Source organism: Sulfitobacter sp. SK012, from assembly GCF_003352085.1.
In the GTDB taxonomy this organism is placed as follows: Bacteria; Pseudomonadota; Alphaproteobacteria; order Rhodobacterales; family Rhodobacteraceae; genus Sulfitobacter.
The window spans coordinates 2,303,192-2,328,871 of sequence record NZ_CP025804.1; the positions used below are offsets into that span (position 1 = coordinate 2,303,192).

Annotated in this window: 27 protein-coding genes and 1 pseudogene; 8 read left to right on the forward strand and 20 right to left on the reverse strand. The window is 55.2% G+C overall.

The window, feature by feature from the left end; genetic code table 11:
* Positions 1-6 precede the first annotated feature (6 nt).
* Positions 7-602: pseudogene (locus tag C1J03_RS11270) on the reverse strand (histidine phosphotransferase family protein).
* 29 nt (positions 603-631) lie between these two features.
* On the opposite strand from C1J03_RS11270, the gene C1J03_RS11275 reads away from it, so the two are divergent.
* From C1J03_RS11275 to C1J03_RS11285, 3 genes are all read left to right on the forward strand, one after another.
* Positions 632-814, forward strand: coding sequence for a DUF3553 domain-containing protein (locus C1J03_RS11275; RefSeq protein ID WP_114886522.1), 183 nt, complete (start codon positions 632-634; stop codon positions 812-814).
* A 126-nt stretch (positions 815-940) separates the two neighbouring features.
* A complete protein-coding gene (locus tag C1J03_RS11280; protein ID WP_114888969.1) occupies positions 941-1,711 on the forward strand; it encodes a GNAT family N-acetyltransferase in 771 nt (256 codons plus the stop codon).
* Positions 1,708-2,526, forward strand: coding sequence for a lysophospholipid acyltransferase family protein (locus C1J03_RS11285; protein ID WP_114886524.1), 819 nt, complete (start codon positions 1,708-1,710; stop codon positions 2,524-2,526). Before C1J03_RS11280 ends, C1J03_RS11285 begins: the two co-directional genes overlap by 4 nt.
* On the opposite strand, the gene C1J03_RS26070 is transcribed toward C1J03_RS11285, so the two are convergent.
* Both C1J03_RS26070 and C1J03_RS11295 read right to left on the reverse strand, forming a co-directional pair.
* The gene (locus tag C1J03_RS26070) at positions 2,523-3,074 is read right to left on the reverse strand and encodes a GAF domain-containing protein (protein WP_114886526.1); all 552 of its coding nucleotides are present in this window, start codon (positions 3,072-3,074) and stop codon (positions 2,523-2,525) included. The two genes, C1J03_RS11285 and C1J03_RS26070, sit on opposite strands and share 4 nt — an antisense overlap.
* Before the next feature lie 197 nt (positions 3,075-3,271).
* Entirely contained in the window at positions 3,272-3,835 is a 564-nt protein-coding gene (locus tag C1J03_RS11295) for a PA14 domain-containing protein (RefSeq protein WP_114886528.1), read from the reverse strand.
* A gap of 252 nt (positions 3,836-4,087) precedes the next feature.
* Here C1J03_RS11295 and rpsB point away from each other — a divergent pair, with 252 nt between their 5' ends.
* Together rpsB and tsf are read left to right on the forward strand one after the other, a co-directional pair.
* On the forward strand, positions 4,088-4,921 hold the full coding sequence (rpsB, locus tag C1J03_RS11300; protein WP_114886529.1) for a 30S ribosomal protein S2: 834 nt from the start codon (positions 4,088-4,090) through the stop codon (positions 4,919-4,921).
* A gap of 110 nt (positions 4,922-5,031) precedes the next feature.
* Positions 5,032-5,907 carry a translation elongation factor Ts gene (gene tsf, locus C1J03_RS11305; RefSeq protein ID WP_114886531.1) on the forward strand — a complete coding sequence of 292 codons (876 nt, stop codon included), beginning with the start codon at positions 5,032-5,034 and terminating at the stop codon, positions 5,905-5,907.
* Between the two features lie 62 nt (positions 5,908-5,969).
* On the opposite strand, the gene C1J03_RS11310 is transcribed toward tsf, so the two are convergent.
* The gene (locus C1J03_RS11310) at positions 5,970-6,209 is read right to left on the reverse strand and encodes a DUF6552 family protein (protein WP_114886533.1); all 240 of its coding nucleotides are present in this window, start codon (positions 6,207-6,209) and stop codon (positions 5,970-5,972) included.
* Between the two features lie 111 nt (positions 6,210-6,320).
* Here C1J03_RS11310 and C1J03_RS11315 point away from each other — a divergent pair, with 111 nt between their 5' ends.
* Both C1J03_RS11315 and C1J03_RS11320 read left to right on the forward strand, forming a co-directional pair.
* Positions 6,321-7,187: a LysR substrate-binding domain-containing protein gene (locus C1J03_RS11315; protein WP_114886535.1), complete on the forward strand. Its 867-nt coding sequence runs from the start codon at positions 6,321-6,323 to the stop codon at positions 7,185-7,187.
* 135 nt (positions 7,188-7,322) lie between these two features.
* Complete coding sequence (locus C1J03_RS11320; protein ID WP_114886537.1) at positions 7,323-8,195, forward strand: sulfotransferase domain-containing protein; 873 nt, start codon at positions 7,323-7,325, stop codon at positions 8,193-8,195.
* 289 nt (positions 8,196-8,484) lie between these two features.
* Here C1J03_RS11320 and C1J03_RS11325 read toward each other — a convergent pair whose 3' ends face one another.
* The 15 genes from C1J03_RS11325 to C1J03_RS11395 all read right to left on the reverse strand — a co-directional run bounded on the left by C1J03_RS11325 (position 8,485) and on the right by C1J03_RS11395 (position 23,165).
* The gene (locus tag C1J03_RS11325; RefSeq protein WP_114886539.1) at positions 8,485-9,246 is read right to left on the reverse strand and encodes a LuxR family transcriptional regulator; all 762 of its coding nucleotides are present in this window, start codon (positions 9,244-9,246) and stop codon (positions 8,485-8,487) included.
* Entirely contained in the window at positions 9,243-9,683 is a 441-nt protein-coding gene (gene aroQ, locus C1J03_RS11330) for a type II 3-dehydroquinate dehydratase (protein WP_114886541.1), read from the reverse strand. The genes C1J03_RS11325 and aroQ overlap by 4 nt, the downstream gene beginning before the upstream one ends.
* A 421-nt stretch (positions 9,684-10,104) precedes the next feature.
* The gene (locus C1J03_RS11335) at positions 10,105-11,610 is read right to left on the reverse strand and encodes a tripartite tricarboxylate transporter permease (protein ID WP_114886543.1); all 1,506 of its coding nucleotides are present in this window, start codon (positions 11,608-11,610) and stop codon (positions 10,105-10,107) included.
* A gap of 1 nt (position 11,611) precedes the next feature.
* Positions 11,612-12,049 carry a tripartite tricarboxylate transporter TctB family protein gene (locus C1J03_RS11340; RefSeq protein WP_114886545.1) on the reverse strand — a complete coding sequence of 146 codons (438 nt, stop codon included), beginning with the start codon at positions 12,047-12,049 and terminating at the stop codon, positions 11,612-11,614.
* Positions 12,049-13,014, reverse strand: a complete 966-nt coding sequence (locus tag C1J03_RS11345; protein ID WP_114886547.1) for a Bug family tripartite tricarboxylate transporter substrate binding protein — start codon at positions 13,012-13,014, stop codon at positions 12,049-12,051. Before C1J03_RS11345 ends, C1J03_RS11340 begins: the two co-directional genes overlap by 1 nt.
* 560 nt (positions 13,015-13,574) lie before the next feature.
* Positions 13,575-14,264, reverse strand: coding sequence for a phosphate regulon transcriptional regulator PhoB (gene phoB, locus C1J03_RS11350; protein ID WP_114886549.1), 690 nt, complete (start codon positions 14,262-14,264; stop codon positions 13,575-13,577).
* 5 nt (positions 14,265-14,269) lie between these two features.
* The gene (gene phoU, locus C1J03_RS11355; RefSeq protein ID WP_114886551.1) at positions 14,270-14,977 is read right to left on the reverse strand and encodes a phosphate signaling complex protein PhoU; all 708 of its coding nucleotides are present in this window, start codon (positions 14,975-14,977) and stop codon (positions 14,270-14,272) included.
* 4 nt (positions 14,978-14,981) lie between these two features.
* Positions 14,982-15,779: a phosphate ABC transporter ATP-binding protein PstB gene (pstB, locus tag C1J03_RS11360; RefSeq protein WP_114886552.1), complete on the reverse strand. Its 798-nt coding sequence runs from the start codon at positions 15,777-15,779 to the stop codon at positions 14,982-14,984.
* A gap of 13 nt (positions 15,780-15,792) precedes the next feature.
* Complete coding sequence (gene pstA / locus C1J03_RS11365) at positions 15,793-17,136, reverse strand: phosphate ABC transporter permease PstA (RefSeq protein ID WP_114886554.1); 1,344 nt, start codon at positions 17,134-17,136, stop codon at positions 15,793-15,795.
* Entirely contained in the window at positions 17,133-18,626 is a 1,494-nt protein-coding gene (pstC, locus tag C1J03_RS11370; protein ID WP_114886556.1) for a phosphate ABC transporter permease subunit PstC, read from the reverse strand. The genes pstA and pstC overlap by 4 nt, the downstream gene beginning before the upstream one ends.
* A gap of 92 nt (positions 18,627-18,718) precedes the next feature.
* Positions 18,719-19,759: a substrate-binding domain-containing protein gene (locus C1J03_RS11375; RefSeq protein ID WP_114886558.1), complete on the reverse strand. Its 1,041-nt coding sequence runs from the start codon at positions 19,757-19,759 to the stop codon at positions 18,719-18,721.
* Between the two features lie 323 nt (positions 19,760-20,082).
* Positions 20,083-21,120, reverse strand: coding sequence for an ATP-binding protein (locus C1J03_RS11380; protein ID WP_114886560.1), 1,038 nt, complete (start codon positions 21,118-21,120; stop codon positions 20,083-20,085).
* Between the two features lie 3 nt (positions 21,121-21,123).
* Entirely contained in the window at positions 21,124-21,645 is a 522-nt protein-coding gene (locus C1J03_RS11385; RefSeq protein ID WP_114886562.1) for a gamma carbonic anhydrase family protein, read from the reverse strand.
* Positions 21,642-22,283 (reverse strand): guanylate kinase, encoded by a 642-nt coding sequence (gene gmk / locus C1J03_RS11390; RefSeq protein ID WP_114886564.1) that lies wholly within the window; start codon positions 22,281-22,283, stop codon positions 21,642-21,644. The genes C1J03_RS11385 and gmk overlap by 4 nt, the downstream gene beginning before the upstream one ends.
* Positions 22,284-22,286: 3 nt before the next feature.
* Positions 22,287-23,165 carry a YicC/YloC family endoribonuclease gene (locus tag C1J03_RS11395; RefSeq protein ID WP_254694254.1) on the reverse strand — a complete coding sequence of 293 codons (879 nt, stop codon included), beginning with the start codon at positions 23,163-23,165 and terminating at the stop codon, positions 22,287-22,289.
* 284 nt (positions 23,166-23,449) lie between these two features.
* On the opposite strand from C1J03_RS11395, the gene C1J03_RS11400 reads away from it, so the two are divergent.
* Positions 23,450-24,157 (forward strand): PAS domain-containing protein, encoded by a 708-nt coding sequence (locus C1J03_RS11400; RefSeq protein ID WP_114886566.1) that lies wholly within the window; start codon positions 23,450-23,452, stop codon positions 24,155-24,157.
* Positions 24,158-24,245: 88 nt separating this feature from the next.
* Here the strand turns inward: C1J03_RS11400 and C1J03_RS11405 are convergent, their stop codons facing one another.
* The gene (locus tag C1J03_RS11405; RefSeq protein ID WP_114886568.1) at positions 24,246-25,616 is read right to left on the reverse strand and encodes a class II 3-deoxy-7-phosphoheptulonate synthase; all 1,371 of its coding nucleotides are present in this window, start codon (positions 25,614-25,616) and stop codon (positions 24,246-24,248) included.
* Positions 25,617-25,680 lie beyond the last annotated feature (64 nt).

Consider the following 25,680-nt stretch of genomic DNA (forward strand, 5'->3'; position numbering starts at 1 on the left):
TTTGCCCTAAAAACGAAGACTTACCGTCGTTTCATCACTTTGCGCTACCACTTTACGGCCATCATCAGCGGCGATTGTTGGCAGCAAGGCAAACTGCACTTGCGCAGGCTGCAGAATTTCTGTGGGCTCTCCACCGGCTAGCAATGCCCAAAGTGCAGGATCAATGTTGAGTTTATCCGCACGTCCCGTAAGCTCCCAACGCCCGGAATTTTGCGAGACCTCAACACGCCCGCCATAGGGCATTGCAGTCTCAAGGCATTGAATTGCAAGGAAACACATGCGTACTGCAGAGCGTGGTTGCGCCTCAAGCGGCCCCAAGCCAAATCAATCCGCCCACCATCATGCAGGCCGTCTAGGATCGAAACGATTTCGGCACGGCCCATCATTTGCTCACCCGCAGCGCCAAACGCCACACGAAAGAACCGAATGCGTGCGCTGGCGCTGCCAACGCTTTCACTAATCAGGTCCATTTCGGGCCCAGGGGCGACACCAGACATCCCCAACAGTTCAATCCCGTTGTCGATCGCACCAATGGGCGATATCAAATCATGACAGATACGGCTTCCGATGAGGGCCGCGAGGTTCACTTGACTAAGCCCCATTGCGGGCCCCTTGATGCAAAGGAGACAACATGGAGGATCTGAACGCGATTTTGGCTCCCGGAATGTTGATACGCCACCCGGACCAACCCGATTGGGGCATAGGACAGGTGCAAAGCAACATTGGTGGCAAAGTAACGGTCAATTTTCGGGATGCGGGCAAGGTTGTCATTGACGGCTTTCGAATTGGGTTAATTCCGGTCTTTGATGCCTGAGTATAGTTGTCAAAGGGTTAACCACACCGTGAGAATTCAACTTAAAAGTGTAAAGAGCAAATTTGAGTCAAGTTGCTTTTGTGGCGCCGTGAGCATATTAAGCCCGAGGCAGGGACCGGAGGCAAAATGACACAGCAGGGTGCGGCAGAGTTCAGCGTAAAACTTGCCGAAACTCAGGCTGAACTGCGCCTTGCTCAACGGCTTCGCTACGACGTGTTTGTAGAAGAACTCGGTGGCAGTGGTGAGATGGTCGATCATGCCGCACGGTTAGAGCGAGACCGCTTTGACCCGTTTTTCGACCATATGATCCTAAGCGAACGAGCGTCCGGTGACGTAGTAGGCGTGTATCGGTTGCTACGCTGGGACCGTGCTGAGGCGGCGGGCGGGTTTTACTCCGAGGGTGAATATGATCTGAGCGTGCTCAAATCCTCTGGCCGGCGGGTATTGGAGTTGGGCAGGTCGTGTGTGCATGCAGACTACCGTGGCGGCACTGCACTGCATTATCTGTGGAGCGGTCTGGCGCAATATATTGCGGATCACAACATCGAGATACTCTTTGGTGTGGCCAGCTTTCATGGGACGGAGATAGCGGCGCTTGCGCAGCCTTTGTCCTTATTGCACCACCGACATCTTGCGCCAGATCAACTCCGGGTGCGTGCGTTAGATAAATCATTCCAAACCATGGAGTTGGTAGATGAAGCTAATCTGGATCGAAAGAGCGCGATGCTACAGGTACCCAGCCTGATAAAGGCCTATCTGCGCCTCGGAGGTTGCGTTGGCGAAGGCGCTTTTGTGGATCATGCATTTAACACGACGGACGTCTGCCTGATTATGGACACCGCCAAGATGAATGCTCAGAAAGCCAAAATTTATCGCAGCGCGACGCAGGTTTCATGAGCATCACTTGGGACAGCAACGAAGCACCTGATTTGCCACCGATTACGCCATTGGGCTGGCTTCGAGTTGTCCTGCGGGGGCTAACCCTTGCGGTGCTGGTTTTTGGTGGCTTGGTCGTTTTGTTGCTTGTGCGCTTGTTTGAGCGACCCATTTGGGGGCTTCACCGCCCGGTAACGCCTCATATCACGCAATTTGTGTGCCGGGGCGCGTTTCGGATATTGGGTTTACCTTTGATACAAACCGGAGAACCCATGACGCAGCGTGGCGCAGTGGTGGCGAACCATACAAGCTGGCTGGATATCTTTGCACTTAACGCGCGCAAGCGGATCTATTTCGTATCAAAATCCGAAGTGGCGGGGTGGCCGGGCATCGGATGGTTGGCCCGCGCCACCGGAACGGTATTTATTGAACGGAACCCCGCGCGTGCACGCAGCCAGACCGATCTCTTTGAGGCGCGGTTGCTTGCGGGTCACAAGCTGTTGTTTTTCCCCGAAGGAACCAGCACCGACGGATTGCAGGTTTTGCCCTTCAAAACCACGCTGTTCCAAGCATTATTTGCGCCAAAGCTGCGTGATGCGATCTGGGTGCAACCTGTTTCAGTCATCTATAAAGCGCCGCATGGCTTGGATATGCGGTTTTATGGCTGGTGGGGGGATATGTCGTTTGGGGCGCATTTGCTCAGCACGCTCGCCCCGGCGCGCCAAGGATCTGTAGAGGTGCGCTACGGCACGCCGCTAAAAGTGGCTGATTTCACGGATCGCAAAGCACTTGCGGCGGCGTGTGAGGCGGCGGTTCGCATCGGCCATCACGCTTAGGCAAATGTGTCCTCACCCAATAGGACCAATGGTCCTGAGGTGATCAGGCATAGTAGTCGGATCATGGAGCATTCAGCGGGGGTCGGTGCTTTGTTTGACAAGGCATTGCTGGAAAATTCTAGAGTGCCCCAGACACGCCCATCAAACTCAATTGGGGCACCTAGATACCGTTTGGGCTGCCGATTGGTTTGATCGGTCATTGTGCTGAAAGTTCCCATGCTGTTGTCCTCAATCGCGAGAACGTCGCGCCGTTTGATGACTTGGCGGCTCAAGGTTGCTTTGCGGTCTAGTCTTGGTGCTTCCCTCAGTGAGGGCAGGGACCTGCTTGAGAAACGTATTGGGCTGTCTCGATGTTGGGTCATGGTAATATAGCCATAATCCATCGAAAATGTCTCGCAGGCGCGATCCAAAAGAGCGCGGAAACGGCGATCTATCGGCTGTCCAGGTTGCGCGAATATACTTGATACGAAATCTGCCAGAGCCACCAAGTCGCAAGCTTCAGAAACTTTTTCTTGCGCTGGGAAGACAGTTTGCAGCTGTTTGTTCATTAAGCGCACATTCCAAAATTGAGCGTTGGTGTTGTCAGGCGTGGCGGCGGTTCAAACTTCCGCCTTTCTCGCAACTGTACTAGCCATAAACATGCCAGAAAATGAGTTAACATTTAGTTAACATTTGTTAACCTTTTCGCAGAAACCCCCTTTTTTAGGGGGGGTTCCACAGAATCTTATTTTGACTTCGAACGGCGTTATTCGGTGTGGGCAAACGCCTCGTCAGGAACCAAGCCCATCTCTCCTGAAACGTTCCAATCCATCATCAAGCAAGCAGAGCCTTTGCGCTGGAAATAGGTGGTTTCGATCGCATACCAGCCCGCTTCCGGGACGATGACTTCTTGTTCGCCCGCAGGTTCGCACGCATGAACACCATCGTAAAAGGCGATCTCTTGCCCACCAAGGAATGTCTGCACGCCGTCATTGCTGATCACATCGACTGTAAATGTCCCTGCCGCGTCAAAGCGCAGGAAGCCGGTGATCGAAGCGGCGACTTTCGTCCCCTTGCGCGAGGTCATGACCAGTTCGCCTTCAGGGGTGTCATATGACATGCCCTTGATCGCGGGGCCTGGGCGAGATTTTTTCAGCGCATCAGCTGCGTCTTCTAACGTTTTTGGGCTTTTGGGATAGGCATATGCGACGGCCAGCCCCGGGGTTAGGTCGCCAGCGTCAGGTTGTGGGTCCGCTGGCGTTAAAGTCAGTGGCTCAGCCCAAGCCGGTACTGCAAAAGCAAGCGCAATCAGCGTCGATGTGAATTTCATGGTAACTCCCTAAGTACTTGCCCTACTTATTTCAGGGCATTCTGCGACGTAACGTACAGCCCCGGCGCAGAGTTGCAATAACTTAGCTCATTTGTTCCTTGCACATATCGCGAGGCTCTCCTATACGCGCGTCACTTAATCCCGCAGTCGGGGATTGGGCTTTTTGGGGGAGACATCCTCAAAGGTCCGCCGGTTGGTCAGCACATGTTGGTCGAACCCCCGATGAGGCAAAACCGGAAAGGTAATAAAGACATGGCTCTTCCTGAGTTCACCATGCGCCAACTGCTTGAAGCAGGCGTACACTTTGGCCACCAGACGCAGCGTTGGAACCCACGTATGGGTCCTTATATCTATGGCGCGCGCAACGGCATCCACATCATGGACCTGACACAAACAGTTCCAATGCTGGACCTGGCCTTGCAGGTCATCCGTGACACCGTCGCCAAAGGCGGCAGCATCCTTTTTGTTGGTACAAAGCGTCAGGCTGCACAGCCCGTTGCCGATGCCGCAGAGAAATGCGCACAGTATTACATGAACCACCGCTGGCTTGGCGGCACGCTGACCAACTGGCAGACCGTGTCCAAGTCAATCGGCCGTCTCAAGAGCATCGATGAGCAGGCTGAGATTGGTTTTGAGGGCATGACCAAGAAAGAGCGTCTTGGCATGGAACGTGACCAAGGCAAGCTTCAGGCTTCTTTGGGTGGTATCCGCGAAATGGGCGGCCGTCCTGACCTGATCTTCGTGATCGACGTGCGCAAAGAGGCGCTGGCCATCGCAGAAGCCAACAAGCTGGGTATTCCAGTTGTGGCTGTGGTCGACACCAACTGTTCGCCAGACGGGATCGACTATATCATCCCAGGCAACGACGATGCGGCACGTGCAATTGCACTATACACCGATCTTGCTGCGCGTGCAGCACTTGACGGCATGTCAGCCCAATTGGGCGCGGCAGGCGTTGATATCGGCGCAATGGAAGAAGCACCTGTAGAAGAAGCGGTTGCTGAAGTTGTTGTTGAAGCCGTTGCGGTTGAAGAGGTTGTGTCTAGCGATGCGGTCGCCGCAGAAGCTGAAGCAGCCAAATCCTAATCTGACACGCGCCGCTTTCATGCGGCGCTGTCACACGCCTGTAACGCGGGGCAGGGATCTCCTGCCCCGAACCACTCGCAAAAGACATATCTGACATAGGAGTACCTGAGATGGCGATTACAGCATCCATGGTCAAAGAACTGCGTGACACAACTGGTGCCGGCATGATGGACGCCAAAAAGGCGTTGACTGAAACTGATGGTGACATGGAAGCGGCCACTGATTGGCTGCGGACCAAGGGCCTAGCCAAAGCGGCCAAGAAATCCGGCCGTACTGCGGCTGAGGGTCTTGTCGCTGTTAAGGTGAATGGCGGTCACGGCGTGGCAGTCGAAGTGAACTCGGAAACCGATTTTGTTGGCAAAAACGCTGACTTTCAAAAAATGGTATCTGGTATCGCTGATGTGGCGGTTAGCCAGTCCGACATCGACGCGCTGAAAGCGGCTGACATGGGCGGAAAATCCGTCGAGCAGGCCGTGACAGATGCGGTTGCCATTATCGGTGAAAACATGTCGGTCCGCCGCATGGCATCCATCGACGGTGACATCGTTGTATCTTACGTGCACAACGCGGCGGCCCCCGGCATGGGCAACATTGGTGTGCTGGTCGGCATGACCGGTGGCGACGAAGCATTTGGCAAACAGGTAGCGATGCATATCGCTGCTGTGAATCCAGCGTCTTTGTCCGAGGCTGACCTTGACCCAGCTGTTGTCGAGAAAGAAAAGCAAGTCCAGATGGATATCGCCCGTGAAAGCGGCAAACCAGACGCGGTTATCGAAAAGATGATCGTTGGACGGATGCAGAAGTACATGTCCGAAGTGACATTGCTGAACCAGACTTTCGTGGTGAACCCTGATCTGACAGTGGCCAAGGCCGCCGTAGAAGCCGGCGCAACCATCACTGGCTTTGTGCGTCTTGAAGTTGGCGAAGGCATCGAAGTCATCAAAGAAGACTTTGCAGCCGAAGTGGCAAAAGCCGCCAAAGGCTAAGCTAGCCTAAACTTTCGAAAAGGACGGCCCGTGTAAGCAGGCCGTCCTTTTTTTATGCCAAATCACTTGGTCAAAAGGCCCATTGTCATCGCGGCCAAGGCCACGACGTGGATCAACATGATCGCACGGTCCTTCCAGAAAACCCCCACAAGAAACCAACCCACAAGGCCAAAGAGGAACAAACAGATGTTCCAGGGGGTAAACCCGTAGGCCGTGGCAGTGTAGCCCATGATCTGAATGATCGAGGCGGTCCATTTCAGGACAAAAACCTTGTCGAGCGTTTTGGGTTGCGTGTTTATCATGAGTGCACCTCCATTTCTGCTGAGTTGGATTTGCCATGGGGCAGGATGGTTGACTAATCATGCTTTGACGCGCAAGCCTGTAGAAACTCTACTGCCTTGGAGATTTGGCTTATGCAGTCCCATCCCAACCTGAACGCTCTTCGGATGTTTCATGCCGCATCCCGTCACCTTAATTTCAGGCATGCTGCGCAAGAGCTGAACCTGACCCAAGGAGCCGTCGCGCAGCAGGTGCGCAGGCTGGAGCAGGAGTTAGGCGTGCCGCTTTTTCATCGCAAGGCGCGTGGGTTGGCGCTGACAGAGGCGGGCAGGGCGCTTGCCATTCCTGTCGGGGCAGGTCTGACTCAAATTGAGGAAGGGCTGCGGCAGGCCCGCGTCGATAGGCTCAGCCTGTCGCTGTCCGTCACACCATCCTTTGCGGCCAAATGGTTGTTGCCCCGGCTGCCGTCATTCCAAGATTTGCACCCCGAAATTGACCTACAGATCACGGCGGACCAGACCGTCGCAAATTTTCGAGGCGACGGTGTGGATTTGGCCATCCGTCAGGGACCGGCACCCGATGATACCGCGTTGGAGGCCGTGTTATTGGCCCTGCAGGACCTCGTTGCGGTGGCCTCAAAGGACCTGATTGCACGATACCCAGACGGCGCGCCGCTGGGAACATTTCCATTGATCGAAGACAGCCACCGCCCTTGGGCCCGGTTAATCGACGCAGGTGAGGTTGTTCCCGAGGGGCGGCTTCTAAAGGTAAATCAGACAGCGCTAGCACTTGATGCAGCCCGCAGCGGGCAGGGTGTTGCGTTGGTCCCTGAGGCCTATCTGAACTTAGACAGCGCGGATGTTGATCTTAGGGTCCTACGCCGGTTCCCAGCCACGGCAGGGTCAGGCTTTTACATGGTTTGGCCGCGCGGCAGCGGCGGCAACGCAACCCACCGCAAGCTCCGCGACTGGCTCGCGCACTGTTTTGCTGACGCAAGTTGAGGTCAATGCAGCGGCGACCAAACATGTTCTGCTGTAGGGATGTCAGGCCAAGCTCCTGCCTAAATGGCGTTTTTTCTTGCCTGAAATTTCCGAAGGGCGTCACATGACAGCATTTAAGCTTCAAGGAATTTATTCATGCCTCGCAAACTATACCTAGGACCTCTCACCGATAACCGCCGCTGGGATAAGTTCAGCGCACGTGCCGATGACATTTATGTCGTGACCCCGCCTAAATGCGGAACAACGTGGATGCAGACGATCGTCGCCCTGTTGCTATCGGGTGATCCGGAGGTTGAGCCAGAGCTTTCCATTAAAATGCCGTGGATCGACATTCGTATCCGCGAAATGGAGGACGTTGTTGGGCGGCTTGAGGCGATGACACACCGGCGTGCCGTTAAAAGTCATACGCCGCTGGACGGACTACCATACCGCAAGGACGGACAATTTATCTGTGTGTTCCGTCATCCGCTTGATGCGCATTTTTCCTTTCGCAAACATGTGCGCAATGTTCCCGTTGGCGGGTTTGAATTGTTCTATCCCGAAGATGACACCACGGGCATCGCCTTTCGCCGCTTTCTGGACGGTGGTGCCGAAGGCTTTGATATGGATGCGATGCCGCTGGCCCATATTCTACGCCACTATGAGGCGGCCCTTGCATTGAAGGATCAGCCCAACGTTTCGCTGTTTCACTACGCTGATATGTCAGCGGATTTGGCGGGCACCATGGCGCGCGTCGCTGACCTGCTGGGGATCTCACATTCAGCTGATCTGATGGCAAGATTGGTCAAAGCCGCAACGTTCGACAATATGAAAGCGCACGCTGACCGGTTTGCCCCATCAGGTGGCAAAGGTTTCTTCAAATCTGACAGTGCGTTTTTCGAAAGTGGCGCCAGCGGCAAATGGGAAGGGGTGCTGAGCCAAGCCGAGATTGCGGCATATGATGCCGCGATGGATAGCGCGCTCAAAAAAGACACGCGACGTTGGCTTGAATTCGGGCAGGGGGCGTGAATTAAGGTGCCGTAAACGGGACCCCACGTGTGCAAGGGATCCCGCTCGATACGCGCGTATTGACAAGCCGCTCGGGGAGGAGCACACGCGCATCTTCGCTCCGGCTCAGCAAGGCGTATCAATGCACCTTGCCAAACCGGCAACCCGCCAGAGCTTTGAAATTACAAAGAGTTACGAGCCGTTGTTACCACCAGCCTAGGCCGTTTGATGTGGTCACGGGGAAATTGTGCGCGTTAACGTCAAATTAAGAAAGTCAGGGATTCCTTACCTTACGTAAACATTTACCGGTTCAGGCGTCTAGGACGAACATTTGATTGGCAAACGCTGCCTTCAACACAGCTTGCGCTGTTGTCTCAACCGATAATGCTTCGCGCGCCAACCGCAAATGTTTCTCGACAGTGGCCGACGTGAGACCCATCAGCAGCGCGATATCCTGCATGGTCTTGCCGTCACCAACCCATTCAAGTGCCTCGCGTTGGCGCGACGTCAGCGAGCGGTTGGGCGCAGTATAGGGCAGGGTGAGGATTTTGAGATGCGCGATGTTGTTCATCAACGTGATATCATCGCCGTGCTCTGCCCAAACGGCATCGACTTCTTCTTGTTCCATCCCGACGCGTGCGGTCAGTGCAATCGCGCCCTTGGATCGCGCAGAAATTGCTTTGAAACTCACTGTATATCCTGCCGTGACACCCATCGAGATGTTGAACGCAAACACGCGTCTTTCAGCAGGGCTGAGCGTTTTGGATTTGTCCATGTCAAGCAGAGCACGCCAACTGCCGGCACCTTCGTTTTCGAGGGCCCAATGCACCATAGGCGCATGAAAATAAAGGCCTTCTCCCAGAAATACATCCGTGTAGGCGCGGCTGTGATTGGTCAAGATTACGAAATCTTCGGGATCGCCCAACGAGGTCAAGGTGCGGTAACGGGTAAAGCCGTAGAGCAGACGATCAAAGCCATATGTCGCCATTTTCTGGCAATGCGCGTCCCACAGGATCTCCATCGACTGACAATTCGCCAGAAACTTGAGATAAGGGCGCAGGCCCTTGCTCATTTGGCGCTCAACCGTGCAGCGAGCGCATCAAGTGCCAGAATGTAACCGTGCGGTCCAAAGCCGCAAATTTGCCCAATAGCAACGGGCGCTATGAAGGATTTGTGCCGGTAAGTTTCACGCGCATGAATGTTGCTGAGGTGCAGTTCAATCGTTGGCAACTCAACCGAGGATATGGCGTCCATCAACGCAATAGAGGTGTGCGTATAGGCACCAGCATTCAGGATGATCGCATCGTGGGAACCGCGGGCCGCATGAATATGATCAATGAGCGTTCCTTCATCGTTGGACTGCGCACAGGTAACGCTGATGCCAAGCGCCTTGGCGTGAGCAGCGCAGGACGCTTCAATATCCGCGAGCGTAGTTTTCCCATAAACTTCAGGCTGCCGGGTACCCAGCAGATTTAGGTTTGGACCGTTGAGGATCATTACAGAGGTCATGGGCATCCTTAAGCGTATCGTTACGTAAAGACTATTGAGCGACAGGCAGGGCTTGTCCAGCACGCGATTGAACAATGGCGTTTCATATTGGGGAGGAAGTCTGGTTAGCATGTCCCTAGGAGGCATACAAAAGACTTATAATCTTCATTATGTTAAATAACTGCATCCGATTATATGCACTCTGGCAGGCATAATGCGTGTTGTGCCATCAGGTATCGCATAACTGGTCGCCCCGTATTGTGCGCACGGCGCTTGTGCTTGGGCAACGGCAGAGGCTTTTCCTGTCCCGACGATCTCAGGCGCATCGGCACCGCTGACCACGGGTACTTTGTATCGTATGGGAAAGCTCGCGACATTCCCGGAATCACAAAGGATGCGAGGAACATTAGTATCAATCGATAAGATACCGAAAAATATACGTTTAATCCGGAACAGCCCGCGGTTTTGTTAGGAACCTGCGCAGGAACATTGGGGCTACAAACCCGGCAATGGCAGCAACCCAAAGCCCAATCGAAATTGGGGATGAAAACAGGAACGTCGCATCGCCATCTGACAACACCATCGCACGGCGCAGCGCATTTTCCATGTTACCGCCCAACAAGATGCCCAGAATGACAGGCACTGTCGGAATATCCAACTTGCGTAGAATGTAGCCCAGAACCCCAAAACCGACCATCAAGAGCAAATCAAAGTAGCTGCCTGAAAGCGAATAGATGCCCACAAAGCTGATCATGGTAACGCCCGGCAGCAGCACCCATGGCGGCACCATCAGGATCTTAACAAAGATCTTAACCATCGGCACGTTCATCAACAGCAGCACCACATTGGCAATCAGCAAGGACGCGATCAGGCCCCAGACGACTTCTGGCTGGTCTGTAAACAGCGTCGGACCCGGTGTGATATTGAGCGTCATCAGAAGCGCCAAGAGCACAGCCGTGGTTCCAGACCCCGGAACGCCAAGCGTCAGCATTGGGATCAGTGCACCACCGGCCGCGGCGTTGTTACCTGCCTCAGGCGCCGCGACACCGCGCGGAACACCGGTGCCAAATCCACCCTTGGGACCAGCGATAGATTTCTCGGTCATATAGGCTAAGAACGACCCAAGCGAGGCCCCTGCCCCTGGCAAGATACCAGCGATGAAACCCACGCCGGACGCGCGCAGCATTGTTGGCGTGCTTTCTTTAATATCACGCCAAGGAATGGTTACTTTTTCGAGTTTTACGCCAATGGATGACCCTTTGCCGTGGCTTTCGATAAAGAAAAACACTTCTGCAATGGCAAATAATCCAACGATCGCGACCAAGAAGTCGATGCCGTCCATAAGGTGCAGATTGCCTCCGGTCAAACGCGGCAAACCGGAGTTGTTGTCCACCCCGATCATAGCAATCCCAAGGCCGATACACGAGGCAATGGCTGATTTTGCTTGGTTGTTCGAGGCCATACCGCCCAGCGTACAAAACGCCAAAAGATAGAGCGCGAAATATTCTGCGGGACCAAACAAGAATGCGACCCGTGCCAGCAACGGAGCCAGCAGCATCAACCCGATGGTCGCCAGAAATGCCCCGACAAAAGAAGCAACGCCCGACAGCACAAGCGCGTCGCCAGCACGGCCTGCTTTGGCCATCGGGTAGCCGTCTAGCGTGGTCATAAGCGCAGGTTCATCGCCCGGAATGTTTAACAAGATTGAGCTGATGCGCCCGCCATACATCGCGCCGTAATAAACCGACGTCATCAAGACCAATGCCGAAGTCGCATCAAGGCCCAAGGTAAAGGCCAGCGGAATGAGAATGGCCACACCGTTGCTTGGACCAAGGCCCGGCAGCGCACCAATGATGGTGCCCAGAAAGCAGCCAACAACGGCCAACATCAGCGTATAGGGCGACAGCGCCACCCCAAAGCCGAGGATCAGATTGTCAATAATTTCCACGTCAGATCCACCCCTTTGGCAGTGCCACGAGGCTCAGCCCCAAAGCGAAACGGAACAGAACAAATAGCCCAACAGCAAGACCAGCGCCTGCAATGGCACTTGGGGCTGCACGGCCAGAAATCTGGTAGCTCAGGATGCCCGCGGCGATGGCTGTGGGGATCACAAAACCGAGCGGTTTTAATGCATAAGCGTATGCGACGAGCACAACGACAGCGACCAAGAGCGCAGCCCAAGTGCGAACCTGCGGCCAAGCCGGATCGGGGTCAGGCTTGATGATCAGCACGATGGCTGACAGCGCTGCGACCACACCAATCAGGATGGGGAATGATTTTGAGCCGACTGGATCGGCTAGAAAACTTGTCTGGATTTGCGTGGCGCTCGCAATATAGGCGAGCGCCACAAACAGAGTTACCAGACCGAATATACGGTCTGATGCCATTACTGGATAACCCCGATGTCCTTGGACAGTGTGTTGATTTCAATCACAAGGTTATCAACGTAACCTTGGAAATCATCACCAACTTTGGTGAATGGCGCTAGACCGTTGGCGGCCATTGCCTCTTTCCACTCGGCGCTGTCAGCAACCTGCTGCAACATGCCTGCCCATTCGGCGAAGCGCTCGTCCGAGATACCTTTTGGTACATAAAGACCACGCCAGTTCACCGCAACCACGTCAAAGCCTTGCTCTTTCGCGGTTGGAATGTCCTCAAAGCCTGGTACGCGCTCTTCGGTGAGCACCGCAATCACGCGGATATCGCCGTTTTTAAGAAAACCAACAACTTCGGACATGTCGCCCGTCATCGCTTGGGTAAAACCACCAACTGTCTGAGTGATCGCATCTGCACCACCGTCAACACCTATGTATTTAACTTTGCGAATGTCGGTAAAGCCTGCGCGCTGCAGGATCATCAGAGGCTTAAGGTGGTCAAACCCGCCAACGGCAGAACCGCCCGCAAATGCAACTGAACCGGGATCGGCCTTTACGGCGTCAACCAGATCACCCAGCGACTGAAACGGTGAATCCGCAGCGACTGCGATAATGCCTGGGTCGGCACCGATAGCACCCACGAAGCGCACTTGATCGGCGGTCGCACCTGCATAGGCGTTTTGGGCCAGACGTGTGGATGTGGCCGAGGAAGCAGCAATCATCACATCGGCGTCGTCATTGCGCTCGTTTACGATATGGCTGAACGCCAAGCCGCCGCCGGCACCCGCCATGTTTGTAACCTGAACCGGCTTATCAACCGCGCCAATGTCAAACATGATCTTGCCGATTTGACGGCATGTGAAATCCCAACCGCCGCCGGGGTTTGCTGGTGCAATGCACTCTGCCGCTGACACGGTGCCCGCACCGAATGTCAGGAACGCGCCTGTTGCTAGCGCTGTTAAAAAGCGTGAATTCATTTCTCTCTCCCTAGTAATTTGGGGCAGTTCTCCTGCCGCTGCACTCATTGCTAAGCGACAAGAACAAAGGTGTCACGTCCAAAAACCTAAGTGGTGGATGCGAAAGCGTATGGAAAACTAGCCCCTTAACCATGATCAGAACGGCTTTGACCTACTCAACAGATTGATGAAATTTACGACTTAAGACTTAAGACAACGCTGCTGAGGCAGGCCATTGATCGCGCAGCGGTCGTGAATGGCAATTACGAGTGGGGCGTCAAAGCATATGATCTGGTGCCAGGGCCCCTGCCCGATGGGTCGATTGCACCTGCAATTTTAATAAAATTTTTTGCGCCCGCAATGCCCGTTATGACAGCTTGATCGCAACATCCGCGCCATGTGAAGGACAGGTAAAAAAGTTTTGGCAAGCGCCCCCGTCAAAAACACTAATATTATGATCGCGCTTGCAAAAGCCTCCAAGTTGCCAATTGATGACAATATCTTGGTTGCAGATAGTAATATTATAAAGTATTGTTAAACAACGGCTTGGAGGATTTTATTAATTAATTAGGGGTATTAAGTTACCCCAAGGCATAGCCAGTCCCTCGGACAGTACGGATCGGGTCATCACCACCCTGCGCGGTTAGAACTTTACGCAGCCGAGCGATATGCACGTCTACTGTCCGAGTATCTACATATATATCACGGCCCCAGACATGATCCAGAAGTTGGTCGCGGCTGAACACACGGCCCGGTTTTTCCAGCAATGTGACCAGCAGACGGTATTCGGTTGGTCCCAGTTTCAATTCCGCCCCTGCCCGCGTCACCCGGTGGCTCTGAGCATCAAGGGAAATATCGCCAAATTTCAATACCTCGCCAGATGCACTGGGATGCGCCCGGCGCAATTGTGTGCGCACGCGCGCCATCAATTCGCGCAGATTGTAAGGCTTGATCACATAATCATCGGCACCTGTATCAAGACCGCGCACCGCATCGACCTCTTCTGAGCGCGCTGACAGCATAATCACCGGAATGCCCCGTGTTTCACTCCGGGATTTGACTTGACGGCACACCTCAATGCCGCTCATCAACGGCATCATCCAATCCAGAATGATCAAATCGGGCGGTGCCTCTGCAATCATGAGCATCGCCTCTTCGCCGTTCTCGGCACGGCGCACAGCATAGCCTTCCGCTTCTAGATTATAGGCTAGTACTTCGCGCTGTGCAGGTTCATCTTCGACCAGCAGCACCTGCAATTGTGTGACGGGCATGTGACTTACCCTTCTTTCGCAACCGACGTGGTGTCTGCTTTGGCGCGCGCTTCGTCAGGAAGGTCCCCAGTGACCAAATAGACGACCTGCTCGGCGATGGCAGTTACGTGATCACCCATCCGTTCAACGTTCTTGGCAATGAAATGCATGTGAATACAGGCCGTAATATTGCGAGGGTCTTCCATCATAAAGGTCAGGAATTCGCGGAACAGCGCGTTGTACATTTGGTCAACGTCTTCGTCGCGGGCAATCACGTCCATGGCCAATTCCGTATCACGCTGAATGTAGCAATCAAGCGCGTCTTTGAGCATCCCTTCAACCGTGCGTGCCATGCGCCGGATCGCACCTGCCCCATCATTAACGGGTAGCATGGTGGCTAAAACCCCCGTGCGCTTGGCCATGTTTTTGGAATAATCGCCAATGCGCTCAAGATTTGCACTGATCTTGATGACGCTCAGGATCAAGCGCAGATCCTTGGCTGTTGGTGCGCGCAATGCAATGATGCGGGCTGCTTGTTCGTTGATCTGCTCTTCAAGCGCGTCGATGGCCTTGTCGGCGGCGCGGACCTCTTGGGCCAGTACTTTATCGCGTGTCTCAAGGCTAAGCGCGCCCTGGCGGATCGCGTTTTCAACGAGGCCGCCCATTTTCATGATCTGGGCTTCTACCCCCTCAAGATCACGGTCAAAGGCCGAAGCAATATGTTGATTTTCCATAGTATTATCCAATCCGGCCAGTGATATAGCTTTCAGTACGGGGGTCTTCTGGCGTGGTAAATATCTTATCGGTATCGCCATATTCTACCAGATTACCAAGGTGGAAAAACGCCGTTTTCTGACTAACGCGAGCAGCCTGTTGCATAGAGTGTGTAACGATCACGACCGAATAGTTCTGGCGCAGCTCATCGATCAACTCCTCGACCTGAGCCGTCGCAATGGGATCAAGGGCAGAGCATGGCTCATCCATTAGAAGCACTTCGGGCTCGGTGGCAACTGCGCGTGCAATACAAAGACGTTGCTGCTGGCCACCTGAAAGACCAGTGCCGGGCGCTTGCAAGCGGTCCTTGACCTCGTCCCAGATGGCACCGCGGCGCAAGGCACGCTCGACGATCTCATCAAGTTCGGCCTTATTGCGGGCCAATCCGTGGATGCGAGGGCCGTATGCCACATTGTCATAGATCGACTTTGGGAACGGGTTTGGTTTTTGAAACACCATGCCAACCTTGGCGCGCAACTGTACTGGGTCGACGGCCGGGTCGTAAATATCCTCACCGTCAATGCGGATGTCACCGGTCACACGGCAGATGTCGATGGTGTCGTTCATCCGGTTGATACAGCGCAGAAACGTTGATTTGCCACAGCCTGAGGGACCGATGAAGGCGGTGACGGTCTTGTCCTCGATATCAACGCTTACATCCTTGATGGCATGGGTATCACCGTAGTGAACCTGCACATTTCGGGCCGCGATCTTGAGGGGATTGGTCGCCACTGCATTCTCCGAAACTAGATTGTCTTTCATCGATTTCATTCTCCTACCAGCGCCGCTCAAAGCGGCGACGCAACATCACGGCGACCGCGTTCATCGTAATCAAGAACACCAACAAGATGATGATCCCTCCCCAGGCACGTTCATAAAACGCTGGGTCTGCGCGTTTTGCCCATTCGTAAATCTGCGCAGGCATCGCCGAATTTGGCGAAAGCAACCCTTCGGCCAGGCCGTCGGGAGGATTAGACGCAATAAAACCCACCATACCGATCAGCAACAGCGGCGCTGTTTCCCCAAGCGCCTGTGCCAAACCAATGATCGTACCGGTCAATATACCCGGCGCCGCCAGTGGCAAAACATGATGGAATACAGACTGCATCTTGCTGGCCCCGACGCCAAGGGCTGCATCGCGAATGGACGGCGGCACAGATTTAAGCGACGCGCGGGTTGAGATAACAATCGTCGGCAGCGTCATGAGCGTAAGCACCAAGCCACCCACCAGCGGCGCTGAGTTGGGCAGATGCATGTAGTTGATGAACACGGCTAAACCAAGGATACCAAATACTATCGACGGAACCGCCGCGAGGTTCGATATGTTGACTTCGATGATGTCCGTAATCCAGTTTTTTGGCGCGAATTCTTCTAGGTATATCGACGCCGCCACCCCGATGGGCAACGCCAGCGAGAGCACCACCAGCATCATAAACAGCGATCCGATCATCGATACCCCCATGCCAGCGGCTTCGGGCCGCGCATCAGAGGCGTCCGCCCCGGTGATGAAGTTGAGGTTAAACTTTTTGCGCAAACCACCGCCTGCAATCAAATCATCAACAAGATCAAGTTTTTCGGCGTTGATGCTCTTGTCATTGGCGATGCTTTGGCGGGTCACGCGCCCCTTAAGATAGCCATCCACCCGACTGTTGGTCAGAAAGTCGAATTCGACCGTCGTGCCGATTAGTTCAGGGTTTTCCAACACAAAGTTACGCAGCTTCGCGGGGGCATCCTTAGACAAAATGGCGGCTTGCGCCTTTGGTTTAAGATCGGTGGTGATGCCAGCATCAGCCACTTTCGCCTCAAGGGCGGCGGCCAAGAGCGGCGCGTAGCCAAAGGTTGAAACCTTTTTGATCTTTTCAATGTCGCGGTCGCCAGCCTTGTCCAGTTTATCTTCGAGCAAGACAACCGGCAGCGTCAGAAAGGTCTGTTGAAACGCGCCCGTGCCGCGCGATATGATCGTGCTTAGCAAGATCAGCAGCATCAGCATACCGATGGCTATGGCGGTCAATCCGTAGATCTTGAACCGCGTCTCAGCCCGGTTGCGCCGCTTGGTGCGGGCATCTTGGATAAGCAGCGATCCCTTACGCGGAGCGTTGGGGTTGGGCATGTCGGTCATTCGTACTGCTCCCGGTATTTGCGCACGATATAGAGCGCCACCACATTTAGTCCCAAGGTCAGCACAAACAACGTCAGGCCAAGGGCAAAGGCCACCAGGGTCTCGGGTGACGCAAAATCAGTATCCCCAGTTAGTTGGCTGACGATGCGGGTGGTGATGGTCGTCATCGCTTCAAGCGGATTGCCAGAGAACCGGGCGATGGCCCCTGCCCCCAACACCACAATCATCGTCTCGCCAATGGCACGGCTTGCAGCCAACAAAATCGCCCCGACTATGCCAGGAAGCGCTGCTGGCAAAACCACGGTGCGGATCGTCTCGGACGGGGTGGCACCCAGACCGTAGGACCCATCGCGCAAAGATTGTGGGACAGCGTTGATAATGTCATCTGACAACGACGACACGAAAGGGATCAGCATGATGCCCATCACAAGGCCTGCGGTCAGCACTGACGTGGCCCCGGTCATCCATTCGACGCCAAGGATGCCTTCATCGCCGCGGCCAAATAGCCTGACCAGCGCAGGTCCCACCGTCAGCAGGGCGAACAGGCCATAAACGATTGTGGGAATGCCAGCGAGGATTTCCAACAGCGGTTTGGCAATCGCGCGCAGTTTGGGTCCGGCATACTCGCTCAGATAAATGGCTGCGAACAGACCAACCGGTACCGCCACAAGCAACGCAATCACCGAGATATATAGCGTCCCCCACAACAGCGGTAAGATCGACAGATCGCTGTTGCCGCGAAAATTAGGGGCCCAGCTGCCGCCAAGGAAAAAGTCCTGCCATGGGTGCTGGCTGAAAAAATTGATTGATTCAAACAGCATCGAAAACACGATGCCAACGGTCGTCAAAATTGCCAGTGACGCGGCGACAATCAACAGCGCGAGCACACCGCGTTCAACAACATTGCGGGCGCGGAACGCAGGCCCCGCGGCCCGGACAGCGACGAACATGCCAATTAGCGCTAGGGTCACAATAATAGCCGCCCGGCTCAGGTTAAGCTGAACATTCAGGGTGCGGGATTTTTGCGCGGCGGCAAACACATCGACACTCACTTCGGATCCAAGCGCCACGCCAACGCCCGCAAGCGTGCTGCGCAGGGTTGATGGATCGCCAACAAGGGCCGCAATGTCATCGGCGCTTAGCACGCCTTGAGCCATGGCAACGTCCAAACCGTCGGCCACGCGGCGCACATCGCTTAGCATCAGGTTGGCGGTGCCTGTGTCGCCCGCCAGTTCAGCAGGCAAAAGCGGCAGGACGGCACCTTGGATGAGGACCGGTTGGACCAGCAACCAGATCACCAGCACACCCAAGGCGGGAACGGCTGTGAACATCGCGGCGGTCATGCCGTAGTAATTGGGCAAGCTGTGCAAGCGGCGCGCATCGCCGCCCGCGCGGCTCATTGCCCGGCCCCGAGCAAGCCAATAGCCGGTCATGCTGAGCGCGAGCACAGTTGCGGCAAGTATTAGGGGGCTGCTGAGAAAGGATGCCATGCGTCGGACTCCGCCCGGTCTTTGAAAATTATAACGTCAACACAAGAAAGGAGCCGCCCTTTGGCAGCCCCTTGATTTTATTCGCGGATCGATCAGGATCCGCCAGCGATTATGGCCTCATCGGCGACCGCTGCTTGGGTTGCAGCCAGCTCTGGATCCGACACCAGACCGTATTCAGCCAACGGGCCGTCGGGGCCAGCGATCTCATCCAGTACGAAAAACTCAGCAAAATCTTTCAGGCCGGGGATCACGCCGATGTGGGCTTTTTTGATGTAGAAAAACAGCGGGCGTGACACTGGGTATTCGCCGCTCGAAATGCTCTCGGTGGAAGGCGTGACGCCAGACATGGTCGCGACCTGCAGCTTGTCCGTGTTGTTTTCATAAAACGCCAATCCGAACACGCCGATCCCGTTCTTGTTACTTTCAATGCGGGCCAGTGTTTCGGTGTAATCCCCGTCGATGTCCACGGATTTGCCATCAGAACGCAGTGAAATGCAGCCCTTTTCCGCGGCTTTTTTGTCACCGGCATTGACCGCTAAAAGCATCTCCATGGCTCCGGTCTCTTCGCAACCAGCAAGGATCACTTTATCCTCAAACACTTCGCGTGTGCCGTGCTTAGTTCCCGGAATGAACGCTTGGATCGGTTGGGCGGGGAAATCGGCATTCACCTCGTTCCACATGGTGAAGGGGTTCTCGACCAACGCGCCCTCGACAACCACCTTGTCGCTCAGTGCCAAGAACCAGTCACTGGCGGTGAATTCAAAGGAATTGCCCGCGATGTCGGAAGCAAAAACGATGCCATCATAACCGACGCGTACTTCGATGATCTCAGTTACGCCGTTGGCCGCACACACCTTCATTTCGGCGCTCTTGATCTGGCGCGACGCATTCGCGATGTCGATGGTGTTTTCGCCCACCCCTTCGCAAAAACGCTTGAGGCCGGCAGAAGAGCCGCCCGATTCCACAACCGGTGTCGGGAAATCAAAGTTTTCGCCAAACGCTTCGGCAACAATGGACGCGTAGGGCAACACGGTCGATGAACCGGCGATCTGAACCTGATCGCGTGCCGCCGCGGCGGTTGCAGATACGGCAACGATGGCAAGCACGGATGTTGTGAGTTTTGTGGGTGACATGAGTGTCTCCTATCAGCAGTCGTTTTCCAACCACCCCCATGGTGATCGTAGTGCCCGTTTAGGGACGCTGTACGAGACTTTTGTGACACCTACATTACAGTTTTATGACAGCGCCCTGACTCGGCCCAAAATTTGCGACAAACTGCGAATGTCATCTACGAGGGTTATGGGTTTCGCGGGTTTGTTGCCGACTAAGCTTAGATCAAAGACTGCCAAGATGTGATGCGGGTTGTACTGGGCTGACCTGATGGCGATCAAACGTGGTTGTTGCAGTCTTCGCAAAGCTGAATCGGATTTGGAAACGTCTCAAGGCACGCTGACGTCTATTCCAGCGGTAAGATTACCAAAAATTCCGCGCCATTTCCCAGCTCTGAGGTGATTCTCAACCGCCCGCGGTGCCGGTTGAGGATATGTTTTACAATCGCCAAACCCAACCCTGTACCGCCCAGACTGCGGCTGCGGTGGCTGTCCGCGCGGTAAAACCGCTCAGTCAGACGCGGCAAATGCACGGGATCGATGCCGGGACCTTCGTCGCGAATGCTGATCCGCACGCCGCGACTGCGCAGAGCCTGATCACGCTCTGACACGGTGGCGGTGATCCAGACCGAACGCCCCTGCCCGCCGTATTTGATCGCGTTCTCGATCAGGTTCGTAAACACTTGCTGCAATTGATCCGCATCGGCAGTCATCATCAGCGAGACGGCCCCCAGATCTGGGCGCAAGGCGACTTTCGCTTCCGTGGCCAGTGGGTTGAGGTTCCGCAATGTGGTGCCGAGCACATCAAGCAAATCAACCGATGTTGTCGGGCGGACGCGTTCTTCGGCCTCGACCCTGCTGAGCGACAAGAGATCGCCCACTAATCGGTTCATGCGCTCTGCCTCATCCGCCATGATGCCCAAAAAACGATCCCGTGCGGCAGCATCATCGCGTGCAGGGCCGCGCAGGGTTTCGATGAACCCCATCAGGGCCGTGAGTGGCGTGCGCAACTCGTGGCTGACATTGGCAACAAAATCGCGGCGCATCTGCCCGGCTTGGGTCACATCCGTGACATCCCGAAAGCTCAGTACAACGGTTTGCGCATTTGCGATCTTCGCCACAGAAACTTCGTAGACGGTCTCACTTTTGGTTTCTTGGCTCAGGTAATTGGTCGTGCGGGCAGTGCCGTCTGCAATGCATGCTTCTACCGCTTCGACGATGGCGGGTTGGCGCAGAATAGTAACAAAATTACGCCCCAATGCCGGGGTCGCCAGCAATGTTTGGCCAGATGCATTGATCGCAATAATCCGCTCCGTCTGGTCAATCACCAGCGTCGGCAAGGGCAGCGTGGCAATGATCTGCGCAAGCACCGTCGTCTGGGTCATAGCCTAGAGCGCCTTTAGCCCATCACGAAAACGCCGCGCGTTTGCCCGGTAACTCAGCGCGCTTAATTCCAGCGCTTCGATGGCATTGTCATCCAGCATCCGAACAACCTTGCCCGGTGCGCCCATAACGAGGCTGCCGTCGGGGATAGTCTTGTTCTCTGTGATCAAAGCACCGGCCCCAATCAGGCAATCGCGTCCGATTTTGGCACCGTTCAGGATGGTAGCTCCCATCCCAATCAGGGTATTGTCGCCAATCGTGCATCCATGCAGCATGACCTTATGCCCAATCGTGCAATTGCGTCCTATGACCAGTGGAAAACCTATGTCCGTATGTAGAACACAGGATTCTTGAATGTTACTGCCTTCGCCGAGGTGAATGACTTCATTGTCGCCCCGCAAGCTTGCTCCGAACCAGACAGAGCTGCCGGCTTCCAGCACCACATTGCCGATAATATTCGCATCAGGGGCAACCCAAGCGTTGGGATCAATCGTCGGGCTGATGCCATCAAGGCTGTAGAGCGTCATGACAATTCCTCGAACTCGGTTTGCAATTTGCGCACGTGCTCTAGCAGGCCGGGTTGCTGGGACCTCCGAAACCGTTCCGCTGAGATGATGGATTTTAACCGCGCTTCGGTTTCGACTAAATCATCGTTGATCAGCACGTAATCATAGCCATCCCAGTGGCTGATTTCGTCCCAACTTTCTGACATGCGCAGCGCAATCGTCTCGGCGCTGTCTTGCCCGCGTGACACCAACCTGCGGCGCAACTCGGCAATGGAGGGCGGCAAGATAAAGATCGATAAGACATGCTGCTTTAGCGTCGAATTGCTGATTTGCTGGGCACCCTGCCAATCCACATCAAAGAGCACATCGCGGCCATTATCAATCGCAGCCGTCACAGGATCGCGCGGAGAGCCGTAGTAGTTTTCAAACACCCGCGCGTGTTCCAGCATCTCGCCTTGGTTGACCATGGTGCGGAATGTTTCCTGGGACACAAAGAAGTAGTCCTCCGCCTCAACCTCTTTTGCCCGCGGCGGACGCGTGGTGGCCGAGACCGAAAATTTTAGAGACGTATCCCAGTCACGTAATTTGCCAGCCAGGGTCGATTTACCGGCACCCGACGGCGAACTGAGGATTATCAGAAGTCCAAGGCGTTCGCTCATGTCTTACTCCACATTCTGGACCTGCTCACGCATCTGGTCGATCACAGCCTTTAGCGCCAGACCGATACGGGTCAGGGCACTGTCTTGGGCCTTGGCACACAAGGTATTGGCCTCACGGTTGAATTCTTGCATCAGAAAATCAAGCTTGCGGCCCACCGCGCCGCCCTGTTCGATCAGATCGCGCGCAGCAGCAACATGGCCGTGCAGGCGGTCGATTTCCTCAGTGACGTCGGCCTTGACTGCCAGCAGCGCAAGTTCTTGGGCAACTCGGTCCGCGTCGGCCCCATCGGCGTTATCAAGCACCCGTGCAAGATTGCGCTGGAGGGTGACCGCGCTTTCAATGCTACGGGCCTCGGCACGCACCGCTGCTTGGGCTGTGAGGTTTGTAATTTCTTCAAGCTGGCTGCGCAGGACCGCCTCTAGAGCGGCCCCTTCTGTGGTTCGCATGGCGTTAAAATCCGCCAGCACATCTTCAAACTGCGCCAATACAGCTGCACTAAGTGCCTCGTTATCATCTGTGACCGGTGCCTGTTCCAACACGCCACGCATCGTCACGATATCGGTGGCCTTGGACGGCGCGAGCGAGATCCCTGCATCCATGGCGCGGGTTTCAATATCTTGCAGAGCGTTCAAAACGACATCAAGCTGGGCGGTATTCACGGCAAGCGCCCCTGCCCCTTCTTCGCGGTTGATACGCAGATTAAGCGTGACATTGCCGCGCGCCACGCCTGCGCTCAGGCCTTTGCGTAATGTCGCCTCAAGCCCGTCAATCCAGTCAGGCACCCGCAGGCGCAGGTCTAGACCCTTGCCGTTTACGGCGCGCAACTCCCACCCCCAACTGTGGGGTGGCAAAGCACCGTTCAGAGCCGAAAAGCCTGTCATGGACCTGATCATATGCATGTGTCTCTCGGTTGCGTCCGCCCTCCGCAGACTGCGGTGGCTTAAGGCCAAAGGGCTGCAAACCGCAAGCCCCAATGCGCCCAAGTGATGCTAGCATAGGCGTTAACCAGTTGCACAAACTCCGTAACACTTCGCTAAATTTTGTCGTATTAAGGCTTTGTTAATGTTGATGGCATTGTTGAAGACCTTCTGATGCAGAGCCAGCCACCGCTTGCTGAGAGTTAGAGAAGTGGTGTGGAAATGAACTGGAAAGAGTAGGTGTCTCAGTGGACAATTTAGGCCAAAAGGCGCAGAATGTAATCTCGATGGGTAGTTTTCAAACAGATACCGGCTTTGCCGCACTTGCGCAGGTAGAAGCCTATTGGGAAGCACTTCGCGGTACCCGTTTGATGCCCAGACGTGCGGAAATTGATCCACGCGGCATCGAACAGGTCCTCGAATACGCCTTCATCGTTGAACGGATCGCGCCCGGCATTGCACGTCTACGTGTCGCGGGAAGCCATTTGAGTGATATTATGGGAATGGAAGTACGCGGCATGCCGCTAACGTCGTTTTTTGCGCCGTCCGCCCGACGCCGCGTCAGCGATATGCTAGAAGAAGTGTTTGAAACCCCCGCCCAATCTACACTCAAGCTGACGTCGGAGCTTGAACATGGCCGTCCACCCCTTGAGGCGCGCATGCTGTTGCTCCCCCTCAAAAGCGATCTGGGTGATGTAAGCCGGATATTGGGCTGTCTGGTCGCCCAAGGCGATTTGGGCACTACACCACGGCGGTTTGACATTACCACAAGCGATCTGCGCACGATCACAGCTGGGAACGGCGAAGGGGTCATGCCTGCGCCACAACCGTCCAAGAAACAGCCCGTGCCGCAACCAATGCTACATGGTATGGCCGAAGCGCCTGCGGGTTTTGAAGGAAAAGCAATTGGAAACCGTCGTCCGCCTTACCTGCGGTTGGTGAAATCCGACGACTAAAGCCTTCGGTTTACGACAAGTTCCACAGACGTCTCGACAAGCTTAACTGCCGCCCAGGAGAACCCGGGCGGCGTTTTTTGTTTGTAGTCTAGCTCGCCGCCTTGGCCGCGACGTTTTCGCGGCGCGCTGACAGCTCTTCGGCCACAAGGAATGCCAGCTCAAGCGATTGGCTTGCGTTAAGGCGCGGATCGCAGGCCGTGTGGTAACGGTCTGACAAATCCTCTTCGCTCACGGCGCGTACGCCGCCTGTGCATTCGGTCACATCGGCACCGGTCATCTCAAAATGCACACCGGCGGGAATGGTCCCTTCTGCGGCGTGTACCCCAAAGAATTCGCGCACTTCGCGCAGAACGGAATCGAAGGGCCGCGTTTTATACCCAGTCGAGGATTTGATCGTGTTGCCGTGCATCGCGTCACAGGTCCAAACGACATTGGCCCCTTCTTCGCGCACGGTCTTGATCAGACGTGGCAAATGATCGCCTACTGATCCGGCACCGAAACGCGCGATCAGGGTCAAACGCCCCTCTTCGTTTTCAGGGTTCAATGTGGCCATCAGACGCTTGAGGTCATCGGGCTCCATTGTGGGTCCGCATTTCAGGCCAATCGGGTTTTGCACACCACGGGCGAATTCGACATGCGCACCATCAGGCTGTCGCGTGCGGTCGCCGATCCAGATCATGTGACCCGAGCCCGCCAACCATTGCCCGGATGTCGAATCGAGCCGGGTCAGCGCTTCTTCGTACTCCAACAGCAACGATTCGTGGCTGGTGTAGAATTCGACCGACTGCAGTGTATGCGCGGTTTCCGATGTAACACCGGCTGCAGCCATGAAATCGAGTGTATCTGAGATACGGTTCGCAATTTCGCGGTATTTCGCGGCTTTTTCACCATCGGTAAATCCAAGCGTCCAACCATGCACTTGATGCACATCCGCGTAACCGCCTGTTGAAAAGGCGCGGATCAGGTTCAATGTCGCCGCCGCTTGCGTGTAAGCGCGCAGCATTTTTTCCGGATCCGGGATGCGGGCTTCCGGCGTGAAATCAAGCTCGTTGATGATGTCGCCGCGGTAACTTGGCAGCTCAACACCGTTGATCGATTCCATGTTTGCACTGCGTGGCTTGGCGAATTGCCCAGCCATACGGCCCAATTTGATCACCGGCACTTTGGCACCGTGGGTCAGCACAATCGCCATCTGCAACATCACCTTGAAGGTGTCGCGGATCAGATCGCTGCTGAATTGCTCAAAGCTCTCGGCGCAATCACCGCCCTGAAGCAAGAAAGCCTCGCCGCGGCCTGCAGCACCCAGGTGCTTTTTCAAACGCCGTGCTTCTCCTGCAAAAACAAGCAGCGGATAACGCGACAACTGGGCCTCGACACGGGCCAGCGCGTCTTGATCTGGGTAGTCTGGCATCTGGATGCGCTCTTTTGCGCGCCAGCTCGATTTGGTCCATTCTGTCATGTTACGGTCTCCGGTCCTTGGCATCATACAGCCCTAAGCAGTCCTAAGGCGGTATGTCAGCGCT

What these genes read in the sequence shown, in the direction of transcription:
- C1J03_RS11275 (WP_114886522.1), top strand. Translation starts at nt 632, where the DNA reads ATGGAGGATCTGAACGCGATTTTGGCTCCCGGAATGTTGATACGCCAC.
- C1J03_RS11280 (WP_114888969.1), top strand. Translation starts at nt 941, where the DNA reads ATGACACAGCAGGGTGCGGCAGAGTTCAGCGTAAAACTTGCCGAAACT.
- C1J03_RS11285 (WP_114886524.1), top strand. Translation starts at nt 1,708, where the DNA reads ATGAGCATCACTTGGGACAGCAACGAAGCACCTGATTTGCCACCGATT.
- C1J03_RS26070 (WP_114886526.1), bottom strand. Translation starts at nt 3,074, where the DNA reads ATGAACAAACAGCTGCAAACTGTCTTCCCAGCGCAAGAAAAAGTTTCT.
- C1J03_RS11295 (WP_114886528.1), bottom strand. Translation starts at nt 3,835, where the DNA reads ATGAAATTCACATCGACGCTGATTGCGCTTGCTTTTGCAGTACCGGCT.
- rpsB (WP_114886529.1), top strand. Translation starts at nt 4,088, where the DNA reads ATGGCTCTTCCTGAGTTCACCATGCGCCAACTGCTTGAAGCAGGCGTA.
- tsf (WP_114886531.1), top strand. Translation starts at nt 5,032, where the DNA reads ATGGCGATTACAGCATCCATGGTCAAAGAACTGCGTGACACAACTGGT.
- C1J03_RS11310 (WP_114886533.1), bottom strand. Translation starts at nt 6,209, where the DNA reads ATGATAAACACGCAACCCAAAACGCTCGACAAGGTTTTTGTCCTGAAA.
- C1J03_RS11315 (WP_114886535.1), top strand. Translation starts at nt 6,321, where the DNA reads ATGCAGTCCCATCCCAACCTGAACGCTCTTCGGATGTTTCATGCCGCA.
- C1J03_RS11320 (WP_114886537.1), top strand. Translation starts at nt 7,323, where the DNA reads ATGCCTCGCAAACTATACCTAGGACCTCTCACCGATAACCGCCGCTGG.
- C1J03_RS11325 (WP_114886539.1), bottom strand. Translation starts at nt 9,246, where the DNA reads ATGAGCAAGGGCCTGCGCCCTTATCTCAAGTTTCTGGCGAATTGTCAG.
- aroQ (WP_114886541.1), bottom strand. Translation starts at nt 9,683, where the DNA reads ATGACCTCTGTAATGATCCTCAACGGTCCAAACCTAAATCTGCTGGGT.
- C1J03_RS11340 (WP_114886545.1), bottom strand. Translation starts at nt 12,049, where the DNA reads ATGGCATCAGACCGTATATTCGGTCTGGTAACTCTGTTTGTGGCGCTC.
- C1J03_RS11345 (WP_114886547.1), bottom strand. Translation starts at nt 13,014, where the DNA reads ATGAATTCACGCTTTTTAACAGCGCTAGCAACAGGCGCGTTCCTGACA.
- phoB (WP_114886549.1), bottom strand. Translation starts at nt 14,264, where the DNA reads ATGCCCGTCACACAATTGCAGGTGCTGCTGGTCGAAGATGAACCTGCA.
- phoU (WP_114886551.1), bottom strand. Translation starts at nt 14,977, where the DNA reads ATGGAAAATCAACATATTGCTTCGGCCTTTGACCGTGATCTTGAGGGG.
- pstB (WP_114886552.1), bottom strand. Translation starts at nt 15,779, where the DNA reads ATGAAAGACAATCTAGTTTCGGAGAATGCAGTGGCGACCAATCCCCTC.
- pstA (WP_114886554.1), bottom strand. Translation starts at nt 17,136, where the DNA reads ATGACCGACATGCCCAACCCCAACGCTCCGCGTAAGGGATCGCTGCTT.
- pstC (WP_114886556.1), bottom strand. Translation starts at nt 18,626, where the DNA reads ATGGCATCCTTTCTCAGCAGCCCCCTAATACTTGCCGCAACTGTGCTC.
- C1J03_RS11375 (WP_114886558.1), bottom strand. Translation starts at nt 19,759, where the DNA reads ATGTCACCCACAAAACTCACAACATCCGTGCTTGCCATCGTTGCCGTA.
- C1J03_RS11380 (WP_114886560.1), bottom strand. Translation starts at nt 21,120, where the DNA reads ATGACCCAGACGACGGTGCTTGCGCAGATCATTGCCACGCTGCCCTTG.
- C1J03_RS11385 (WP_114886562.1), bottom strand. Translation starts at nt 21,645, where the DNA reads ATGACGCTCTACAGCCTTGATGGCATCAGCCCGACGATTGATCCCAAC.
- gmk (WP_114886564.1), bottom strand. Translation starts at nt 22,283, where the DNA reads ATGAGCGAACGCCTTGGACTTCTGATAATCCTCAGTTCGCCGTCGGGT.
- C1J03_RS11395 (WP_254694254.1), bottom strand. Translation starts at nt 23,165, where the DNA reads ATGACAGGCTTTTCGGCTCTGAACGGTGCTTTGCCACCCCACAGTTGG.
- C1J03_RS11405 (WP_114886568.1), bottom strand. Translation starts at nt 25,616, where the DNA reads ATGACAGAATGGACCAAATCGAGCTGGCGCGCAAAAGAGCGCATCCAG.